This window comes from Pseudomonas sp. B19125, assembly GCF_044218855.1.
GTDB lineage: Bacteria > Pseudomonadota > Gammaproteobacteria > Pseudomonadales > Pseudomonadaceae > Aquipseudomonas > Aquipseudomonas edaphica.
Window position 1 is genome coordinate 6,239,168 of the sequence record NZ_CP162589.1, and the last position, 19,609, is coordinate 6,258,776.

Here is a 19,609-nt window from a genome sequence, read left to right on the forward strand (position 1 = left end):
GCGTGAACACAGTACTTCCCCGCATTCCCCTCGGCGCATCCGACGCTCCGACATTGGCACCCCAGCCTGAAACGCCCAGCCCGTTGGCCCCCACGCCTGACATTGGGCAACAGACACATACGTTGTTCAACGAAGCCAATGTACTGATCAAACGCGAAGTGGAAACCTGGCAAGACAGTGCCGGCAACTATCACTCAGCCAGCATGACTCACATCGTCACCGGCGATCAGGCAGACAATATAAAGATCACAGCCCATGACAGCAGGACATTGACGGCCATCATCAATGGGAAAACCTACCCCTTCCCAATGCCCGAAAGCACAGACCTGCACATGATAAATATTGAGACCCAGGGCGGAAATGACTCGGTGGTCATTGGCCCTGGCGTTAAGGCACCTGTTCGGATCATCACGGGCGACGGCAATGACCGGGTCAAGACCGGCGCCGGCTATGCACGGGTCAATGGCGGCAGCGGCAACGACTCCATTCACCTGGGTAGCGGTGGCGGAATCGCCTTGGGTGGTGACGGCGATGATCGGATGCGCGCAGGCACGGGCAGTGCCGTGCTGAGCGGTGGCAAAGGCAATGACGTGCTGCATGCAGGCAAGGGCGCCAATCACCGACTGGTGTATTTGAACGGCGACCAAGGCAATGACCAGCTGTATGCAGGCGCAGGCATCAACGTTTTAAATGGAGGCCGCGGTGACGATAAACTGGTGGGCGCCCGCAAGACCACGTTTTACGCAGGCGCAGGCCATGACGTGATTCACTCCACGAGTAAAAAAGATCGCATTTACGCCAAAGCGTCCGACAAGATTCATCACAATAGGCCTTCAAACGTCACGTTTATGGAGGTCAAGGACGTCGGGAGTAAAGGGCTGAAGATAGAAGGCAAACCCGAGTTCATCGACGCCGTGCAAGACGTTCTCGACCAGCTTCGAGGTTCGCCTGTCGGCCAGCGGATGCTTGAGCAAATGGACGACTTCGTGGACGACATAAGGTCTCCCGTCACCCTGCGAGAGTCTGCCGACATGAACGCCAGTTACTACTACTTCCGCAACGCCTACAGCGACGCGCTTTCCGCTTGGCAATCTTCGCAGTTTCAAAGCGAATCAGAATTGGGCTACATCAAAAATGAGGTGCCCGGTGCAGTCGCCACTCACGCCGAAATAGAGCTTCAAACCTTCCACTTCGGCCAACAGCTGTCGACCACACCGATGCTTGCACTCCAGCACGAGTTGGCCCATGCCTTCAATGGCGCCACTGGCACCTACCAACCCGGAAACCAACAGGCTTTTGGCCTCGATGGAAGCCCCATTGAGCGCTACGGTCAGCCGGTTTTCGTTAATAACGTCGAGTACCAAGCACTCGGCCTCGCCATTGAGGACGGGGAGCTGTTCGATCACGACAACAACCCGCTCACCCGGCCAACGACCCTCAATCCATCGCCCTTCACCGAGAATGCGCTACGCCAGGAAATGGGCGTGCCCTTGCGTGATCGCTACCTATGGGATGAGGCGCCGCACGCAGTTTAATCAATAGACGGGAGCCAACCTGTCAGTTCTCACAGGTTACAAACCCGACTTTCCGGCGTTGAATGGAGATCGCCGCTGAAGAGCCTTCAGCTTAAGGCTGCGATCTTATTGCACTCAAGGAAGAACCCACATGAGTAACAACACCTACTTGCTTATCGGCGCGTTGATAGTGGTCGCATTGATCGCCGCCGCTGTTATTCGCTCGTCCAAGAAGAAACCAGCCAAGCCCCCTGCCGAAGCCGTCGCCGAGCCGTCCGTTCAGGTTCCCCCCGTCACTCCGGACACGGGCGAATGGACACTCAAACTGGACGACGCTCCGTCAACACTCCCAGCGCAGCCCGCCATCCAGAAAGGCGTGGAGGTTTGGAATCAAACGGATTTCCACTTCTTCGTGACACAACAAGGCATAAGAGCGACGCTGCCACCCCAGGGTCGAACACTGATGGACAATAGCGCTAGTCTGACAGTCAGCCCTTCAGCGCAAAACACGCTGCAGTCTGTAGCGCTGGAGGAAACCAGCCCCGAGAGCTCAGCGCAGTACACCCTGATAATCCGGTAAAGCCAGCCTCACTGGCCTGGAGTGGAGCGAATAAACGCCGTGACCCGATCCAGCACCGGCGCCAGCCAGCGCAATGGCTTGGCAATGGACGCCACTAATGTCGCGTGGCTGGTTCTGGTGAAATAAAACGCCTCGACTGGCACACCCGCTTCACGCAGCTTGTTAGCCAACCCGCCCGTATTGCGCGTGGGGTTGACCAGCGTGTCGCTCACCGAGGCGATCAACAGGCTTGGTGGAGCGTCGTAACTGACGTGGTTGATGGGCTGGGAATCGGGCGGCGAGTCCGGGAAGAAAAACACAGGGCGCACATCGCGGTTTTCAATCGGCAGGAAGTCATAAGGCCCGGCCAGGCCGATCCAACCCTTGAGCATCGAGGGTGACAGGTTCACTTCTTTGAGCCAACGCGCATCCAGCGCCAGCATCGAGGCGTTGTACGCGCCGGAGCTATGGCCCATCAGGTAGAGCTGCTTGGGGTCGGCGCCATATTCGGCGATGTGCTGATGAGTCCAGGCCACCGCTTGGGCGCCGTCCTGGAGAAAAGCGGGGTAACGCACTTGCGGATAGAGCCGGTAGTCCGCGACGACCACCACAATGCCGCGTGAAGCCAGGGCTTCGCCAACGAAACCGTAATCATCCTTGGAGCCGCTGTTCCAGCTGCCGCCGTAGAAAAACACCACGACCGGGGCGCTGGGCAAGGCGGTGACAGGGCGATAGACATCGAGCCTCTGGCGCGGGTCAGGGCCGTAGGCAATCGATGAGGTTTTGGTGAACGTGCTGGAAGGGGTCAGTGCGTTGAGCACTTTGATCGGCGAGCAGGCCGAGAGGAATGCGGCGACTGCCAGGGTTAACGCTTGCAGCCATTTGCTCGACATCGTTCAGACCTCACACAGAAGGTACGACCAAACGAAAATCCAAATGTGGGAGCTGGCTTGCCTGCGATGGCGGTGTGTCAGCCCTGAATGTGCGGACTGATACACCGCCATCGCGGGCAAGCCCGCTCCCACACTGGATCTCTGTCACTTTGAGATCCTTGTCAGCCTGGGAGCAGTGTACTTACGAGGACAGGTAGGACGAACGCGTCAGCCCCAGACGCAACGCATCCAGGAACTGCGTACGCTCGCTGGCACTGATCTTCGCGCTGGCGCACTTGTCGCGGTAGTGCGTCATCAACTCCTCCGGCGACAAGTGCACGTAGCGCAGCATGTCTTCGATGGTGTCGTGGGTCTCGATCCCGGCGCTGTACACCGAACCGTCTTCACGCTGGTAGATGTTCACCGAATCGGTGTCACCGAACAGGTTGTGCATGTCACCGAGAATTTCCTGGTAAGCGCCGACCAGGAAGATGCCCAGCAAGTAATCTTCGCCTTCGTTCAAACCGTGTACCGGCAGGCTGGTCTCGATGCTCTGCTCGTCGACGTATTGCTTGATCTTGCCGTCGGAGTCGCAGGTCAGGTCTTGCAGCACGGCGCGGCGCAGCGGCTCTTCGTCGAGACGGTGCAGCGGCAGAATCGGCAGCACCTGGCCGATCGCCCAGGTGTCCGGCAAGCTCTGGAACACCGAAAAGTTGCAGATGTATTTGTCGGCCAGCTTGTCGTTGAGCTCGTCCAGCACTTGGCGGTGCGAGCGCTGGCGGGCTTTGAGCGAGTTGTGCAGGCGGCGGCACACGGCGAAGTAACACTGTTCGGCCAGGGCTTTTTCCGCCAGGGTCAGCTTGCCGTCGGCGTACTGGGTAGCCACGTCGCTCATGTAGTGAGTGGCGCGCCAATACGTCTCGGTGACCATCTCGATGTCGGTCGGGCCCAGCAGGTCCACCAGCCATTGCACGGTTTCCGGCAGGCTTTCCTTGTTCTCGATCTGCGGCACGTCGTCGTTGTGTTTTTCAACGTCGGTGACCTGTACCACCAGCATGGCGTGGTGGGCGGTCAGGGAGCGGCCGCTTTCGGAGAAGATGTGCGGGTGCGGCAGGCTCTGCGCGTCGCAGAATTCCTTGAGCATGCCCACCACTACACCGGCGTAATCGTCCATGTCGTAGTTGATCGAGCTGGCATTACGCGAGTGCGTGCCGTCGTAGTCCACGCCCAGGCCGCCACCCACATCGATGTGGTCGACCGGCAGGCCGAGGTTGCGCAGTTCGCCGTAGTAACGAATGGCTTCCTTGAACCCGTGCTGGTAGTCGGCCAGGTTGGCGATCTGCGAACCCATGTGGAAGTGCAGCAGGCGGATGCCCTGGTCCAGGCCGGCAGCGCGGAAGCGCTCGACCACCGACAGCAATTGCGCCGCCGACAAACCGAACTTGGACTTCTCGCCACCGGTGTCGGCCCATTTGCTCGACGCCAGCGACGACAAACGCACACGCAGGCCAACCTGCGGCTTGACCTTGAGGCTCGCAGCCTCTTCGATCACCAGGCCGACTTCGGATTCTTTCTCGATCACGATAAACACATTGTGACCAAGCTTCTGGCCCATCAGCGCGAGGCGGATGAACTCACGGTCCTTGTAACCGTTGCAGACGATGGTGCCGCCCTTCGGCGCCAGGGCCAGCACGGCCAACAGCTCAGGCTTGGAGCCGGCTTCCAGGCCGATCGACACGTTCTGGGTGGCGATGATGTTCTCGATCACCGCTTCCTGCTGGTTCACCTTGATCGGGTACAGCGCGGTGTACTTGCTCTGGTATTCCAGGCGCTCGATGTTCGAATCGAACGCACCGGTCAGTTGGCGTACACGGTCTTGCAGGATGTCGGGGAAACGCACCAGCAGCGGCAAGGACAGGCCGCTTTTGCGCAGCTCGTCGACTTGCTCGTAGAGATCAACCGGCGTGCTGTTCGGGCCGTTCGGACGGACTTCAACGCGACCGGCATCATTGATCGCGAAATATCCGGCCCCCCAATGGCGAATCCCATAAACACTGCGGCTGTCCGCAACTGTCCATTGGCTGCCATCGTCTTTGCGTGTGCGTCGTACGGACATCGAAGTCCCCTATATAAAGTCGAAGATCACCACGCCCTTCTTGCAAGGCTGGCGAAGTCTAAAGAATGAAAATGACGATTTGCCTGTAAGGAAGGTAGACCCCACTCGCAGGACAGAGTTTAGACACCGGTCAGGAACAGGCTCTGTGAAAACCATGGAGACGACAGTTTGCGTTCAGCAAAGGGCCATCGGGGTGGGTTTCACAGAGGCTGCTAGCCGCCGGATTTCTTCGCTTTGTAACCCAGCTTGATCAGCTCGGCCAACAGCAACTCGACGTGATCGCCCTGGATCTCGATGACACCGTCTTTCAACGCGCCACCGGTGCCACAGCGCTTTTTCAGCGTGGTAGCCAGTTCCTTCAGGGCTTCTTCAGCCAAAGGCACGCCAGTGATGGTAGTCACCGTCTTGCCGCCACGGCCTTTGCTCTCGCGTCGTACGCGGGCAATGCCGTCGCCTTCAGGGATCAGGGTCTGTTTGCAGGTACACGAATCCACGGGCTGACGACAGTCCGGGCAGTGTCGACCTGCGTCGGTGGAAAATACCAGGCCACCAAGGGCGGCGAAGGATGCGGCTTTTTTGGCCACCGGCAATCCTCTTGGGAGGACAAAGACTGATCGGAACCCGGCTCTCGTTACAAAAGGCAGCTTACCGACCGCGAAGCCCCACTCAGGCAGGGGCAGCGCTACCGAAACGCCAAGGCGGTTCGGGTGAAAAGGCGCGCAGTGTAACGGCAAAAAGCCGCCTTGCTAAGAGCCAAATAGCGCCAATTTATGCAACTTTAGCGACGTGAGGCCAGATAGCGCCGCAAGCCCTCTTGAGCATCCGGGCAGTAAGGCTTTTGTTGAGCTTCCTGCAGGACCGTTTCAATGGGCAGAAACCGCGCTTCCATGACCTCCTCGGGCTGTAAGCGCAATGGGCCATCCCAGACTGCCGAGTAAGATTTGCACCACAGCCGGCTGCCCTCCTCCTCAAAGTAGAAGTGGTCGTGCTCGACCAGTTCCACACCGCCCACGCCGAGTTCCTCTTCCAGCTCACGGGCAGCCGAAACCGCGTAGGTCTCGCCCGCCGCCACCATGCCACCTGCCGCCGTGTCCCAAAAGCCGGGATACAGGGCTTTGCTCAGGGTGCGTCGGTGCACACACAGTTCACCGGCGGAGTTGAACAGGAAGATAAAGGTGCAACGGCCGATCAGGCCGCGCTGGCGCAGGTCGGACCTGACAAGGTCGCCGAGCAGGTTGTCCTGCTCGTCCACCCAGCAGATCAGTTCAGCATCAGAGGCCTCACGGTGTGCGACCTCCTTTTGAGAAGCGTCCATCATTACCCCTGGTTGAGGAGCTGACGCAAGTCGATCACTGCAGCGTTTGCCCGGGAAATATAGTTGGCCATGACCAACGAGTGGTTGGCGAGGATGCCAAAGCCACTGCCGTTAAGAATCATAGGGCTCCACACCGGCTCCTGCGAGGCTTCCAGCTCGCGAATGATCTGACGCACGCTGACGGTGGCGTTTTTCTTGGCCAGCACGTCGGCGAAGTCGACTTCAATCGCGCGCAACAGGTGAGACAAGGCCCACGCCTGGCCACGGGCTTCGTAGAACACGTTGTCGATCTGCATCCATGGGGTTTCCACCACTTCTTCATCGACCTGCGGCACTTCACCCGGCGCCAGGGCTTCGGTTTTCAGTGCGGTGTTGAGCTTCACCCGACCCACACTGGCCGACAGGCGTTGCGACAACGAACCCAGGCGCGTGGCGACATCACCCAGCCAGTTGTTCAGGTTGTCGGCGCGGGCATAGAACAGCGCGCCCTTCTGGTTCGGGTCGGACAGTCGTGCCTCGTAGCGGCTCAGGGAGTTGATGCCTTCCTGGTATTCCGACTCGCTGGACGGCAGCACCCAGCTCTTGTTGTCGAAGTTAAAGCGCGGTTCAGCCTTGGCCAGGTCCGCGTCTTCAGCCGACTGCGACTGTGAACGGGCGAAGTCTTTACGCAAGGCGCGGGTCAGGTCACGCACCTGCACCAGCACGCCATATTCCCAGCTCGGCATGTTATCCATCCACAGGCCTGGCGGGAAACGGTCGTTGGAAATGTAGCCACCAGGCTTGTTCAGCAAGGTGCCGACCACGGTCTTGAGGGTTTCGACGGTGGTGTAGCCAATCACCATCTGCTTGCCTTCCTTCTCGGCGGCAAGCTGGGCGTTTTGCTGGACCGGGAACAGCGCCGGCTCTTCGCTCCAGTACCAACCCAGGCCGCCGGTGACCAACAGGTACAAGGCCAGCACGCTGAGCAGCGCTTTGCTCATCAGCAGGTTGCGAAAGTAGCCGCGTTGGGTCGACTTTGGCTCAGGGGCGGGGCCTTTGGCACTGCCTGCACGGTTTTTCCAGTCCAGCATGGCGATATCCTTTCAATCACTTGAGTTCATGCACGTCAATTGTCCGGGTGCGGTCAAACACTCCGACCACAACCCTACCCCATCGTGCCCATCGGCGCGGGGCTTTTAACCGAAAGTGGCAGGTGGGAGACGTTCGACTATAAAGGATGCACGCTTTTTACGCAGCGTGACCATTGGGTCGGTAACTGAATCCCCAAGACTTGCACTTAATTGACGTATGACACTCATGCAACAGAAAAGAGGTGCTAGCATAGAGCCATCAGTCGACCTCAGCATGCACCCTCACTAGTAGTCAGGATATGACCGAGCCAGAAGACCCCAGCCGTGAGCGTCTCAAGCACCATTTTGCCCAGCGGGTAATTCATCAGGCACGTCAAATTCTTGAGATCTGGCAACGCCTGCAACGCAGCGAATGGTCGAACACCGATTTGTCCGAACTCAGCGAAGCCAACCTGCGCCTGCTGCGCTTTGCCGAGCGTTTCGAACAGCCGGAACACGGCCAACTGGCACGACACATCGGCGAATCGCTCAAGGTGGTGGACGAAAATCGCGGCCGGCTGAGCAGCCAGGTCATCACCGAACTCAACCGCCTGATGCAACGCCTGTCCCGCACCGGTCTGCGCCAGGGTGATCAGCTGGAACAAACCTTACTGCCGCCGATGCGCAAGCCCATCTACGTGATGCTGGCCGATCACGACCGCGCCGAACGCCTGGCCAAGCAGTTGGAATTCTTTGGCATGAGCGCCCAGTCCCTGGACAGTGTGCCGGCGTTTCGTGCCTCCCTCGCCGAGCGCCTGCCGTCGGCGATTGTGATGGATGTGGACTTCTGCGGAGCGGGCCTGGGCCTCAAGTTGGCCGCCGAAGCCCAGGAAGGCCTCGAGCAAAAGCTGCCGCTGCTGTTTTTCAGCTTGCACGAAACCGACACGCCAACGCGCCTGGCCGCCGTGCGCGCCGGTGGCCAGGAGTTCCTCACCGGCACCCTGGAAGCGTCGAGCCTCTTGGAAAAGATTGAAGTGCTGACCTGCGTCGCGCAGTACGAACCTTATAAAGTGCTGATCATCGATGACTCGCGGGCACAAGCGCTGCACACCGAGCGCCTGCTCAACAGCGCCGGCATCGTCACGCGCACCTTGATCGAACCGATCCAGGCCATGGCCGAACTGGCGGATTTCCAGCCGGACCTGATCATCCTCGACATGTATATGCCTGCCTGTACCGGCACCGAACTGGCCAAGGTGATTCGCCATAACGACCGGTACGTCAGTGTGCCGATCATCTACCTGTCGGCCGAAGACGACCTGGATAAACAACTGGACGCCATGAGCGAAGGCGGCGACGACTTCCTCACCAAGCCGATCAAGCCGCGCCACCTGATCACCACCGTGCGCAACCGAGCCGCCCGTGCCCGTAACCTCAAGGCGCGAATGGTGCGCGACAGCCTGACCGGGCTGTACAACCACACCCACATCCTGCAATTGCTCGAAGACTGCAGCTTCCGCGCCCGCCGCGAGAACAAGCCACTGAGCTTTGCGATGCTCGACATCGACCACTTCAAGCGCGTCAACGACAGCCACGGCCACCCCATGGGCGACCGCGTGATCAAGAGCCTGGCGCTGTTTCTCAAGCAACGCCTGCGCAAGACCGACTACATCGGGCGCTACGGCGGCGAAGAGTTCGCCATCGTGATGCCCGACACCGACCTGGAGTCGGCCTGCAAGGTATTGGACGAAATCCGTGGGCGCTTTGCCGAAATTCACTATCCGGCCCAGCCGCAGGATTTATGGTGCACCTTCAGCGCCGGGCTGGTAGAGCTGTGCGACGGCTCCGACAGCCTGATGATGGCTGCCCAGGCCGACGAGGCGCTGTACCGCGCCAAGGACGCAGGACGCAACCGCGTGCAAGCCGCTCGTACATCAAAGCAAAGTGCCACCTTTTCACCGGAATCCACCGAATCCGTCATAACTTTGTAATGGAAACGCAATAACTTCAGGCACTTATCTTTTGCTGTCGGTTGAAACCACGCATGCGCCTGAAGCTGCTGACCAATCTCAATACCCTTCTGCTGGTGGCCGTGTGCCTGGCCCTTGGAGCGACGCTATGGTGGTCGCAACGTGCGCTGGAACGGCCTTATCTGCTGATGGAACGCTACCTGGGCCTGTCGCAGACCTTTCAGAACCAGGCCGCACGCAACATTGATGATTACCTCTCCAGCGGCGATGCCCTGCGTTTGAGCAGCGCCAGTCAAAGCCTGGAAAACCTGTTGCAGCATCTTGACGAATTGCCGGCAGAACTTGGGCAAAACCTGCGCCCCAGCCTGGTGGATCTGGACACCTTCAGCAAAACCGACCTGCTCGCCGCCGGCAAACTGGCGGGCGACCCGCAAGCCCTGTTGCTGCAAGCCGAACGTGAGCTGGGCGCGAACCTTGAGCAACTGAGCCAATACGCCACGGGCGTCAACTCACCAGACGCCGCTCGCTACCTGCCGCCCTTGCTGGCCGCGTCCCAGCACCTGGGCAAACTGTCCCTGGCCCGCGACAAACTGGTCAGCAGCGGGCGCGCGGAGTTGGCCGATGACGTGGAGCGCGAAGTCGCCAGTATCCGTACCCAGGCCGACCTGCTGGCGGCCCTGCCGTTGCTGGGTGTAAAAGCCAGCAGCGAATCCAGCGCCGATGATTTTTCCGCCATGATGGGCCTGGAAAACAGCGAGAAAGCCGAAGTTCAGGACACCGGCGTCGACCTCAAGCGCGAACTCAACAGCCTGTTGACCCGCTACCCCGCCGAACTCAAGCGTACCCGCGAGCAAATCCAGCAGCGCACCGCACTGGCCGCCGCCACTCATTTAAAAATCGCCGCCGTGCAACAGGCCATCTCCGGCCTGGAGCCGGTGGTACGCGCCCAACACGCCAGGATCCAGGGCGAAGTTCGCCTGTTACAAGGCGTGATGATCGGCCTGATCCTGCTGATTGCCTTGCTGATCGACACCCTGCAACGGCGCCTGGCGCGGGTGCTGACCAACCTCGCGCCCGCCCTGTCGACCTGGGCCGAAGGTGATTTCAGCCAGCCGATTGCGCTGGGCAAGACCAACCGCGAACTGCACGATATTGAAGCCTCGCTGAACCGCTTGCGCGCTTACCTGGTGGACCTGGTGGGCACCATTCGCGCAAATGCCGAACAAGTCGCCGGCAGCAGCCGCGCCCTGGCCGAGCTGAGCAGTGGCCTGCACGACGGGGCCGAGCGTCAGGCCGGCGATACCGCGCAGATCCGCGATTCCCTGGGCGAGCTGGAAGCCACCATTCAGCAAGTGGCCGGCGATGCCAGCCAGGCCGCCGGTGCCAGCCGCAGTGCAGGCCTGGCCGTGGAACAGGGCCAACGGGTGATCGGCCTGAGCCTCACCGGCTTGCACGCACTGGTGGGTGAAGTGCAGCAAAATGCGCAGATGATCGAAAAACTCGCGGAAGAATCCGCCACCATCGGCGGCGTGCTCACCGTGATTCGCTCGATTGCCGACCAGACCAACCTGCTGGCCCTCAACGCCGCCATCGAGGCTGCGCGCGCCGGGGAAGCCGGGCGTGGGTTTGCCGTGGTGGCTGACGAAGTGCGCACCCTGGCCCAGCGCACGGCGGGCGCCACCGCTGAAATCCAGGGTTTGATCACCGGCCTGCAAAGCGCCGCCCATCAGTCGGTGCAGGGCATGCGCGCGCAGGTCGAACACGCCGAAGCCACCGCCCAGCAGGCCCAGGCGGCCGACGGCGCGCTGGATGAAATTGTCGGGGCGATCCAGACCATTTCCGACACTGCCGTGCGCATCGCCGATGTGACCGCGCAGCAGAGTGGCGCCGTCAGTGAGATTCGTGACAACAGCGAGCGGATTCACCAGCTGGGCGAGGATAATCTGCTGCGAATCGGCCAAGGACGCAGCCAGGGTGAGCATCTGTTGGAACTGGGTGGGCAACTGAACACTGCCGTGCAGGCGTTTCGCGTCTAATGCGATCGAGATCGTGCCCACGCTCTGCGTGGTCATGCATCCTGTGACGCTCCGCGTCACGACTTTAGAGCGGGACGCGGAGCGTCCGGGGCGGCATTCCCACGCGGAGCGTGGGAACGATCAATCACTGACCAAATCCAGCCTCACAGTCACAAATTTTGCGCAATCATCGCTAATCGTGCCGCCTACTGCATAGAACTGGACAGTCACAAAGGCTTTGCGGCATAGTCGCCGGGTTCTGACGCACCCACATCAATAACAAGGAACAGCCGATGGCGACCTTACTGGTTCTTCACGGACCCAACCTGAACCTGCTCGGTACCCGTGAACCGGGTGTCTACGGGGCGGTGACCCTGGAACAGATCAACCTTGATCTGGAACGCCGGGCGCGTGAAGCCGGCCACCATTTGCTGTACCTGCAAAGCAATGCCGAGTACGAATTGATTGATCGCATCCATGCCGCGCGTGGCGAAGGCGTGGACTTTATCCTGATCAATCCCGCCGCTTTTACGCATACAAGTGTTGCATTACGTGACGCGCTGCTGGCGGTGAGCATCCCATTTATCGAAGTGCATTTGTCGAACGTGCACAAACGCGAAGCTTTCCGCCATCACTCCTACTTCTCCGACGTAGCGGTAGGTGTGATCTGCGGCCTTGGCGCCAGCGGTTACCGACTGGCCCTGGAGGCCGCCCTGGAACAACTTGAACAACCGGCCAAGCGCCCCTGACCGACCCTTGGGAGTTGATGATTCATGGATATCCGTAAAGTTAAGAAACTGATCGAACTGCTGGAAGAATCCGGTATCGACGAGCTGGAAATCAAGGAAGGCGAAGAGTCCGTACGGATCAGCCGCCACAGCAAGACCCCGGCTCAACAGTTCTACGCGCCACAGATGCAAGCACCTGCTCCGGCTGCCGCACCTGCCGCCGCCCCGGCTGCTGCCGCTGCACCTGCCGCCCCAGCCGCGCCTGCGCTGAACGGCTTCGTGGTCAAGTCGCCAATGGTCGGTACTTTCTACCGCACCCCGGCACCGACCTCGCCAGCCTTCGTTGAAGTCGGCGCAACCGTGAAAGTGGGCGACACCATCTGCATCGTTGAAGCGATGAAAATGATGAACCACATCACCGCTGAAAAAGCCGGCGTCATCGAATCCATCCTGGTAGAAAACGGTCAGCCGGTTGAGTACGACCAGCCGCTGTTCACCATCGTTTGAACCGCGGAGCGCCTTCGATGTTGAAACCTGCGAAGAAACTGCAAAAAGTCCTGATCGCCAACCGCGGCGAGATCGCGCTGCGTATCCTGCGCGCCTGTAAGGAAGAGGGCATCAAGACCGTCGCTGTTTACTCGACGGCCGATACCGAATTGATGCACGTGAAACTGGCGGACGAAAGCATTTGCATCGGCCCGCCACTGGCCACGAACTCGTACCTGAAAGTCTCGAACATCATCGCGGCCGCTGAAGTGACCGGCGCTGATGGCATCCACCCAGGCTACGGCTTCCTCGCGGAAAACGCCGATTTCGCCGAACAGGTGGAAAAATCCGGCTTCGCCTTCATCGGCCCTAAAGCCGAAACCATCCGCCTGATGGGCGACAAGGTTTCGGCCAAGGACGCCATGATCGCAGCCGGCGTGCCAACCGTTCCAGGTTCCGACGGCCCACTGCCGGAAGACGAGGCAACCGCCCTGCGCATTGGTCGCGAAGTCGGTTACCCGGTGATCATCAAGGCCGCCGGTGGCGGTGGTGGTCGCGGCATGCGTGTGGTGCACAAAGAAGAAGACCTGATCGAAGCTGCCAAGCAGACCCGCTCCGAAGCGGCTGCCTGGTTCGGCAACCCGATGGTCTACCTGGAGAAGTACCTGACCAACCCACGTCACGTGGAAGTGCAGGTACTGTCCGACGGCCAGGGCCACGCCATCCACCTGGGCGACCGCGATTGCTCGCTGCAACGTCGTCACCAGAAGGTGTTGGAAGAAGCTCCGGCACCGGGCCTGGACGAAACCGCGCGCCAGGAAGTACTGGCTCGCTGCGTCAAGGCGTGCATCGACATCAACTACCGTGGCGCTGGTACCTTTGAGTTCCTCTACGAGAACGGCCGCTTCTACTTCATCGAGATGAACACTCGTGTGCAGGTAGAGCATCCGGTTTCGGAGATGGTCACCGGTATCGACATCGTCAAGGAGATGCTGAGCATCGCCGCCGGCAACGTGCTGTCCTTCACCCAGGACGACGTCAAGATCCACGGCCACTCCCTGGAGTGCCGGATCAACGCCGAAGACCCGAAAACCTTTATCCCAAGCCCTGGCCTGGTCAAGCATTTCCACGCGCCGGGCGGCAACGGCGTGCGTGTGGATTCGCACCTGTACAGCGGCTACAAGGTTCCGTCCAACTACGACTCGCTGATCGGCAAGCTGATCACCTGGGGCGCCACCCGCGACGAGGCCATGGCCCGTATGCGCAATGCCCTGGACGAAATCGTGGTAGACGGCATCAAGACCAACATCCCGCTGCATCGGGATCTGGTACGCGATGAAGGCTTCTGCGAAGGTGGTGTGAACATTCACTACCTGGAACACAAGCTGGCCAACCAGTAAGTGCTCCACCCAACAAAGCCGCCTTCGGGCGGCTTTGTTGTTTGTGGGCCCGCAAGAACACCGCCGCCCCCATGTGTGCGGGCTTGTGTGGGAGCTGGCTTGTGTGGGAGCTGGCTCCCACACAAGCCAGCTCGCCACAAACTCGCCGCTCGCGTAAACTTGCGCGCTTTCGCGACCCAGCCGTCGCACACTCATTTTTTCAAAGGTGCCCGCCATGCCTTGGCTGCAAGTCCGTCTCGCCATCAGCCCAGAACAAGCCGAAACCTACGAAGACGCTTTCCTCGAAGTCGGCGCCGTGTCGGTGACCTTCATGGACGCCGAAGACCAGCCGATCTTCGAACCGGAACTCAATACCACGCCGCTGTGGTCCCACACCCATCTGCTGGCCCTGTTCGAAGACGGCACCGATGCCGCCGCCGTGCTGGCCCACATGGAACTGCTCACCGGCAGCCCGCTGCCCGAGCACCACAGCGAAGTGATCGAAGACCAGGATTGGGAACGCAGCTGGATGGACAACTTCCAGCCGATGCGTTTCGGCCAGCGCCTGTGGATCGTGCCAAGCTGGCACGCCGCGCCTGAGCCGAATGCCGTCAACTTGCTGCTGGACCCGGGCCTGGCGTTCGGCACCGGCACCCACCCTACCACCGCGCTGTGCCTGGAATGGCTGGACGGCCAGGACCTGAGCGACTGCAACGTGCTGGATTTCGGCTGCGGCTCAGGGATCCTGGCGATTGCCGCGCTGCTGCTGGGCGCCAAGGAAGCGGTCGGCACCGATATCGACGTGCAAGCCCTGGAAGCTTCCCGTGATAACGCCGGGCGCAATAACATTGCTGAAGGCAAATTCCCACTCTACCTGCCGGAAGATTTGCCCCAGGTGCAGGCCGATGTGCTGGTGGCCAATATCCTCGCCGGCCCGCTGGTGTCGTTGGCGCCGCAGCTGTCGAGCCTGGTCAAGCCGGGCGGGCGCCTGGCGTTGTCGGGCATCCTCGCCGAGCAAGGCGAAGACGTGGCCGCTGCCTACGCCAAGGATTTCGAACTGGACCCGATCGCCAACCGTGATGGCTGGGTACGCATCAGTGGTCGTCGGCGCTAGAATGAGCGCTTGCCTGAATCGGATGGCCGCATGACCGACAGTTTCGTCACCCAGTGCCCACACTGCCAAGCCCGTTTTCGCGTCAGCCACGCACAACTGAGTGTGGCCCGCGGCGTGGTGCGCTGCGGCTCGTGCCTGCAAGTGTTCAACGCCGCTCGCCAGTTGCTGGAGCAGCGCGGCCAGGTGCCTGCGCCTGAGCAGCCGGCCGTTGCCGAGAAGGCCACTGAGCCGACCGCCGAGGCCCCACGGGCCATCAGCCAGAAGCAGTGGAACGCCGAAGAACTGGACCTGGACAACCTGGACCTGGACGAAGAACTGGCCAAGCTGGAGCGTCGTCAGGCACCCGCTGACCGTCGCCAGCCTGAAGATGCCCTGAGCGCTACGCGCGGCACTGCCAAGGCCGAAGAAGAACAGTGGGCCGCCAGCCTGTTCAGTGAACCGCCCGAGGAGCGCACCCCAGCGCCCGAGGACGAGCCAGAGCCAGAGCCGGCCACTGCGACACGCCAGCGCACCGAACCCTCCATGTCGTTTCGCCTTGACGACATCGACGATGAACCGCCACTACGCTCGGCGCCCCACGTTGAAGATGACGATATCGACCCGCCGTTCACGCCCTTGACCCAGGCCCTGGACGAACCGGCCCCCGAAGATCGCCCGCAACCGCGTCGCAAGCGCACGCGCCCCGAGCCAAGTGTTCACGATGACGTACTCCAGGACCTGGAAGACGACCCGCTGCACCTTTACGCCCAAAAGCGCCCGTCCGGCTGGGGCCGCCGCCTGATCTGGATGCTGCTGGTGCTGATCGCCGCCGCAGGCCTTGCAGGCCAGTACATCGCGTATCAATTCGACGACCTGGCCCGCCAGGATGCCTACCGCCCATGGTTTCAGCAGCTGTGCCCGTCACTGGGTTGCACGGTGCCATCGCGGGTCGATATCGCCCATATCAAGAGCAGCAACCTGGTGGTGCGCAGCAACCCGGAGTTTGCCGGGGCGCTGGTGGTGGATGCGATCATCTATAACCGGGCGACGTTTTCCCAGCCCTTTCCGTTGCTGGAACTGCGTTTCGCCGACATGAACGGCAATCTGATCGCCAGTCGTCGCTTCAAACCCGGCGAATACCTGAGCGGCGAATTGGCCGGCGTCAGCGAAATGCCATCGCAGACACCGATCCACATCTCCCTGGATATCCTTGACCCAGGCAATAAAGCGGTGAATTACAGCCTGAGTTTTCACTCGCCCGAGTGAACCGGCGCAGGTTCTGAGGTTTGACGGCAAATTATTGACTTTGCGCTGCGCAACCAAACCGGCGGCGATAAAGAAATAACTGTTCAGATTTTATCCAATTCAGCCTTTATCCAGTCATCGAGAGCGGGTATCATGCCAACCCTTTTTCGAACTCTAATGATCCGGCCCCACAACAGGGAAGTCCTATGTCGGCGGTACGCATCGGCCCATACACATTGCAAAACGGCTTGATCCTCGCCCCGATGGCGGGCGTCACCGACCAGCCCTTTCGTCAGCTGTGCAAGCGTTTGGGCGCGGGTCTAGTAGTCTCTGAAATGGTCACCAGCGACATGAGCTTGTGGAACACCCGCAAATCGCGGATGCGCATGATCCACGAAGGTGATCCCGAGCCCCGCTCGGTGCAGATCGCCGGGGGTGATGCGCAAATGCTGGCAGATGCGGCCCGAGCCAACGTGGAGTTGGGCGCACAGATCATCGACATCAACATGGGCTGCCCGGCCAAGAAGGTCTGCAACAAGGCCGCCGGTTCCGCATTGTTGAAAGATGAGCAGTTGGTAGCCGAGATCCTGCAGGCCGTTGTCGCCGCAGTGGATGTGCCGGTCACCCTGAAAATTCGTACCGGCTGGGACCGGGACAACAAAAATGGCCTGACAGTGGCGAAGATCGCTGAACAGGCCGGGATTAGAGCGCTGGCGGTGCATGGCCGCACCCGCGCCGACCTTTACACCGGTGAAGCCGAGTACGACACCATTGCCGCGATCAAGCAGGCGGTGTCGATGCCGGTCTTTGCCAATGGCGATATCGACTCAGCCGAGAAAGCCCGGCGCGTGCTGCACGCAACCGGCGCCGATGGCTTGTTGATTGGCCGGGCCGCCCAGGGGCGGCCATGGATTTTTCGTGAGATCGAACACTTTCTGCGTACCGGCGAAGTCTTGCCGGCACCGGAGTTGATCGAGGTGGAACGTATTCTGCTAGAGCATCTGGCCGCCCTGCACGCCTTCTATGGAGACGTGATGGGAGTACGCATTGCTCGCAAGCATGTCGGCTGGTATCTCGCCACCTTGCCGGGCGCCAAGGAATTCCGCGCTCAGTTCAATCGTTTGGATGAAACGCAGGCACAGGTCGCCACCGTTCGTGAGTTCTTCGCCGAACGTGACAAGAGCCTGGGAACAGGGGATGGAGAGGGGGTGGCCGCATGACGATGATGACCGAGACTTTAGTGAGTGGAACAGCACCCGTGAGCGACAACGTCAATTTGAAACAGCACCTGAACACGCCGAGCGAAGAAGGTCAGACCCTTCGTGGGAGTGTCGAGAAGGCGCTGCACAATTATTTCGCCCACCTTGAGGGCGCTTCCGTCACGGACGTGTACAACCTGGTGCTCTCCGAAGTCGAGGCGCCGTTGCTCGAAAGCGTGATGAACTACGTCAAGGGCAACCAGACCAAAGCCAGTGAGCTGCTGGGCCTCAACCGTGGCACCTTGCGCAAAAAGCTCAAACAATACGATTTGCTGTAAGCATTCAATCAAACCAGAAAGGCGCCCGCGTAAAAACGGTCGCCTTTTTTGCTGACTCCTTTGCTTTTGATGGAAATTGAAATGACCGACCAGACCACCCGCCTGCCGATCCGCCGCGCCTTGATCAGTGTCTCCGACAAGACCGGGATCCTCGAATTTGCCCGGGAGCTGGAAGCCCTTGGCGTGGAAATCCTCTCCACAGGCGGGACCTTCAAACTGCTGCAGGACAACGGCGTGGCCGCAGTAGAAGTCGCGGACTACACCGGTTTCGCAGAAATGATGGACGGTCGGGTCAAGACCCTGCACCCGAAAATCCACGGCGGGATCCTCGGTCGTCGCGGTATCGATGACGCCATCATGAGCGAACACGGCATCAAGCCGATCGACCTGGTAGCCGTTAACCTTTACCCGTTCGAAGCCACCATCAACAAGCCAGGCTGCGACCTGCCGACCGCCATCGAGAACATCGATATCGGCGGCCCGACCATGGTTCGCTCCGCTGCCAAGAACCACAAAGACGTGGCCATCGTGGTTAACGCCAGCGACTACGCGCAAGTATTGGAAAGCCTGAAAGCCGGCGGCCTGACCTACGCCCAGCGTTTCGACCTGATGCTCAAGGCGTTCGAACACACCGCCGCCTACGACGGCATGATCGCCAACTACATGGGCACCGTGAACCAGGCCGCTGAAACCCTGAGCACAGAAGGCCGCAGCCAGTTCCCGCGCACCTTCAACAGCCAGTTCATCAAGGCCCAGGAAATGCGCTACGGCGAGAACCCGCACCAGAGCGCGGCGTTCTACGTTGAGGCCAAGCCTGCCGAAGTCGGCATCGCCACCGCGACCCAGCTGCAGGGCAAGGAGCTGTCCTACAACAACGTGGCCGACACCGACGCCGCGCTGGAATGTGTGAAGAGCTTCGTCAAGCCAGCCTGCGTGATCGTCAAGCACGCCAACCCGTGCGGCGTGGCTGTGAGCCCGGACGCTGAAGGCGGCATTCGCCAGGCCTACGAACTGGCCTATGCCACTGACACTGAATCCGCGTTTGGCGGCATCATTGCCTTCAACCGTGAGCTGGACGCCGAGACCGCCAGGGCGATCGTCGAGCGCCAGTTCGTTGAAGTGATCATTGCCCCATCCGTCAGTGAAGAAGCTCGCGCCATCGTCGCCGCCAAAGCCAACGTGCGCCTGCTGGCCTGCGGCGAGTGGTCAGCAGACCGCGCCGCTGCCTGGGACTACAAGCGCGTCAATGGCGGCTTGCTGGTACAGAGCCGCGACATCGGCATGATCGGCAGCCAAGACTTGAAGGTCGTGACCAAGCGCGCCCCGACCGAGCAAGAGATCAACGACCTGATCTTCGCCTGGAAAGTCGCCAAGTACGTTAAGTCCAACGCCATCGTCTACGCCAAGAACCGCCAGACCATCGGTGTCGGCGCCGGCCAGATGAGCCGCGTGAACTCGGCGCGTATCGCCGCGATCAAGGCAGAACACGCAGGCTTGCAGGTCGTGGGTTCGGTGATGGCTTCCGACGCGTTCTTCCCGTTCCGTGATGGCCTGGACAACGCAGCGAAAGCCGGTGTTACCGCCGTGATCCAACCGGGTGGCTCGATGCGTGATGCTGAAGTGATCGCGGCCGCTGATGAAGCGGGCATCGCGATGGTCTTCACCGGCATGCGCCACTTCCGCCACTGATTGATCGTTCCCACGCTCCGCGTGGGAACGCAGCCAGGGACG

At 60.6% G+C, this 19,609-nt stretch carries 16 protein-coding genes and 1 pseudogene; 12 read left to right on the plus strand and 5 right to left on the minus strand.

Features of this window, described 5'->3' with window-relative positions; genetic code table 11:
* The first annotated feature begins 2 nt into the window (after positions 1 to 2).
* Both AB4P96_RS28635 and AB4P96_RS28640 read left to right on the plus strand, forming a co-directional pair.
* Positions 3 to 1,535, plus strand: coding sequence for a M91 family zinc metallopeptidase (locus AB4P96_RS28635; RefSeq protein ID WP_395600345.1), 1,533 nt, complete (start codon positions 3 to 5; stop codon positions 1,533 to 1,535).
* A gap of 130 nt (positions 1,536 to 1,665) precedes the next feature.
* Entirely contained in the window at positions 1,666 to 2,094 is a 429-nt protein-coding gene (locus AB4P96_RS28640; RefSeq protein ID WP_177033385.1) for a hypothetical protein, read from the plus strand.
* Between the two features lie 8 nt (positions 2,095 to 2,102).
* Here AB4P96_RS28640 and AB4P96_RS28645 read toward each other — a convergent pair whose 3' ends face one another.
* The 5 genes from AB4P96_RS28645 to AB4P96_RS28665 all read right to left on the minus strand — a co-directional run bounded on the left by AB4P96_RS28645 (position 2,103) and on the right by AB4P96_RS28665 (position 7,356).
* A complete protein-coding gene (locus tag AB4P96_RS28645; protein WP_395600346.1) occupies positions 2,103 to 2,966 on the minus strand; it encodes an alpha/beta hydrolase in 864 nt (287 codons plus the stop codon).
* Between the two features lie 181 nt (positions 2,967 to 3,147).
* Positions 3,148 to 5,061 (minus strand): arginine decarboxylase, encoded by a 1,914-nt coding sequence (gene speA, locus AB4P96_RS28650; RefSeq protein WP_017136738.1) that lies wholly within the window; start codon positions 5,059 to 5,061, stop codon positions 3,148 to 3,150.
* A gap of 212 nt (positions 5,062 to 5,273) precedes the next feature.
* A complete protein-coding gene (locus tag AB4P96_RS28655; protein ID WP_012722004.1) occupies positions 5,274 to 5,645 on the minus strand; it encodes a translation initiation factor Sui1 in 372 nt (123 codons plus the stop codon).
* 194 nt (positions 5,646 to 5,839) lie between these two features.
* The gene (locus AB4P96_RS28660; RefSeq protein ID WP_395600347.1) at positions 5,840 to 6,376 is read right to left on the minus strand and encodes an NUDIX hydrolase; all 537 of its coding nucleotides are present in this window, start codon (positions 6,374 to 6,376) and stop codon (positions 5,840 to 5,842) included.
* A gap of 2 nt (positions 6,377 to 6,378) precedes the next feature.
* A complete protein-coding gene (locus AB4P96_RS28665; RefSeq protein WP_370589438.1) occupies positions 6,379 to 7,356 on the minus strand; it encodes a DUF2333 family protein in 978 nt (325 codons plus the stop codon).
* 389 nt (positions 7,357 to 7,745) lie between these two features.
* Between AB4P96_RS28665 and AB4P96_RS28670 the strand changes: the two genes are divergently transcribed.
* The 10 genes and pseudogenes from AB4P96_RS28670 (at position 7,746) to purH (ending at position 19,567) form a co-directional block, all read left to right on the plus strand.
* The gene (locus tag AB4P96_RS28670) at positions 7,746 to 9,416 is read left to right on the plus strand and encodes a PleD family two-component system response regulator (protein ID WP_017136741.1); all 1,671 of its coding nucleotides are present in this window, start codon (positions 7,746 to 7,748) and stop codon (positions 9,414 to 9,416) included.
* Between the two features lie 1,499 nt (positions 9,417 to 10,915).
* Positions 10,916 to 11,431: pseudogene (locus AB4P96_RS28675) on the plus strand (methyl-accepting chemotaxis protein); the annotation flags it as partial.
* A 272-nt stretch (positions 11,432 to 11,703) separates the two neighbouring features.
* Complete coding sequence (gene aroQ, locus AB4P96_RS28680) at positions 11,704 to 12,159, plus strand: type II 3-dehydroquinate dehydratase (RefSeq protein ID WP_017136743.1); 456 nt, start codon at positions 11,704 to 11,706, stop codon at positions 12,157 to 12,159.
* A gap of 24 nt (positions 12,160 to 12,183) precedes the next feature.
* A complete protein-coding gene (gene accB / locus AB4P96_RS28685) occupies positions 12,184 to 12,645 on the plus strand; it encodes an acetyl-CoA carboxylase biotin carboxyl carrier protein (RefSeq protein WP_017136744.1) in 462 nt (153 codons plus the stop codon).
* Positions 12,646 to 12,662: 17 nt separating this feature from the next.
* Positions 12,663 to 14,024, plus strand: a complete 1,362-nt coding sequence (gene accC, locus AB4P96_RS28690) for an acetyl-CoA carboxylase biotin carboxylase subunit (protein ID WP_017136745.1) — start codon at positions 12,663 to 12,665, stop codon at positions 14,022 to 14,024.
* A 214-nt stretch (positions 14,025 to 14,238) separates the two neighbouring features.
* Positions 14,239 to 15,117 (plus strand): 50S ribosomal protein L11 methyltransferase, encoded by an 879-nt coding sequence (gene prmA / locus AB4P96_RS28695; RefSeq protein WP_017136746.1) that lies wholly within the window; start codon positions 14,239 to 14,241, stop codon positions 15,115 to 15,117.
* Positions 15,118 to 15,147: 30 nt separating this feature from the next.
* A complete protein-coding gene (locus tag AB4P96_RS28700; RefSeq protein WP_395600348.1) occupies positions 15,148 to 16,362 on the plus strand; it encodes a DUF3426 domain-containing protein in 1,215 nt (404 codons plus the stop codon).
* 185 nt (positions 16,363 to 16,547) lie between these two features.
* Entirely contained in the window at positions 16,548 to 17,561 is a 1,014-nt protein-coding gene (gene dusB / locus AB4P96_RS28705; protein ID WP_017136748.1) for a tRNA dihydrouridine synthase DusB, read from the plus strand.
* Positions 17,558 to 17,878 (plus strand): DNA-binding transcriptional regulator Fis, encoded by a 321-nt coding sequence (fis, locus tag AB4P96_RS28710; protein WP_003221275.1) that lies wholly within the window; start codon positions 17,558 to 17,560, stop codon positions 17,876 to 17,878. Before dusB ends, fis begins: the two co-directional genes overlap by 4 nt.
* Positions 17,879 to 17,959: 81 nt before the next feature.
* On the plus strand, positions 17,960 to 19,567 hold the full coding sequence (purH, locus tag AB4P96_RS28715) for a bifunctional phosphoribosylaminoimidazolecarboxamide formyltransferase/IMP cyclohydrolase (RefSeq protein ID WP_395600349.1): 1,608 nt from the start codon (positions 17,960 to 17,962) through the stop codon (positions 19,565 to 19,567).
* The last annotated feature ends 42 nt before the right edge of the window (positions 19,568 to 19,609 follow it).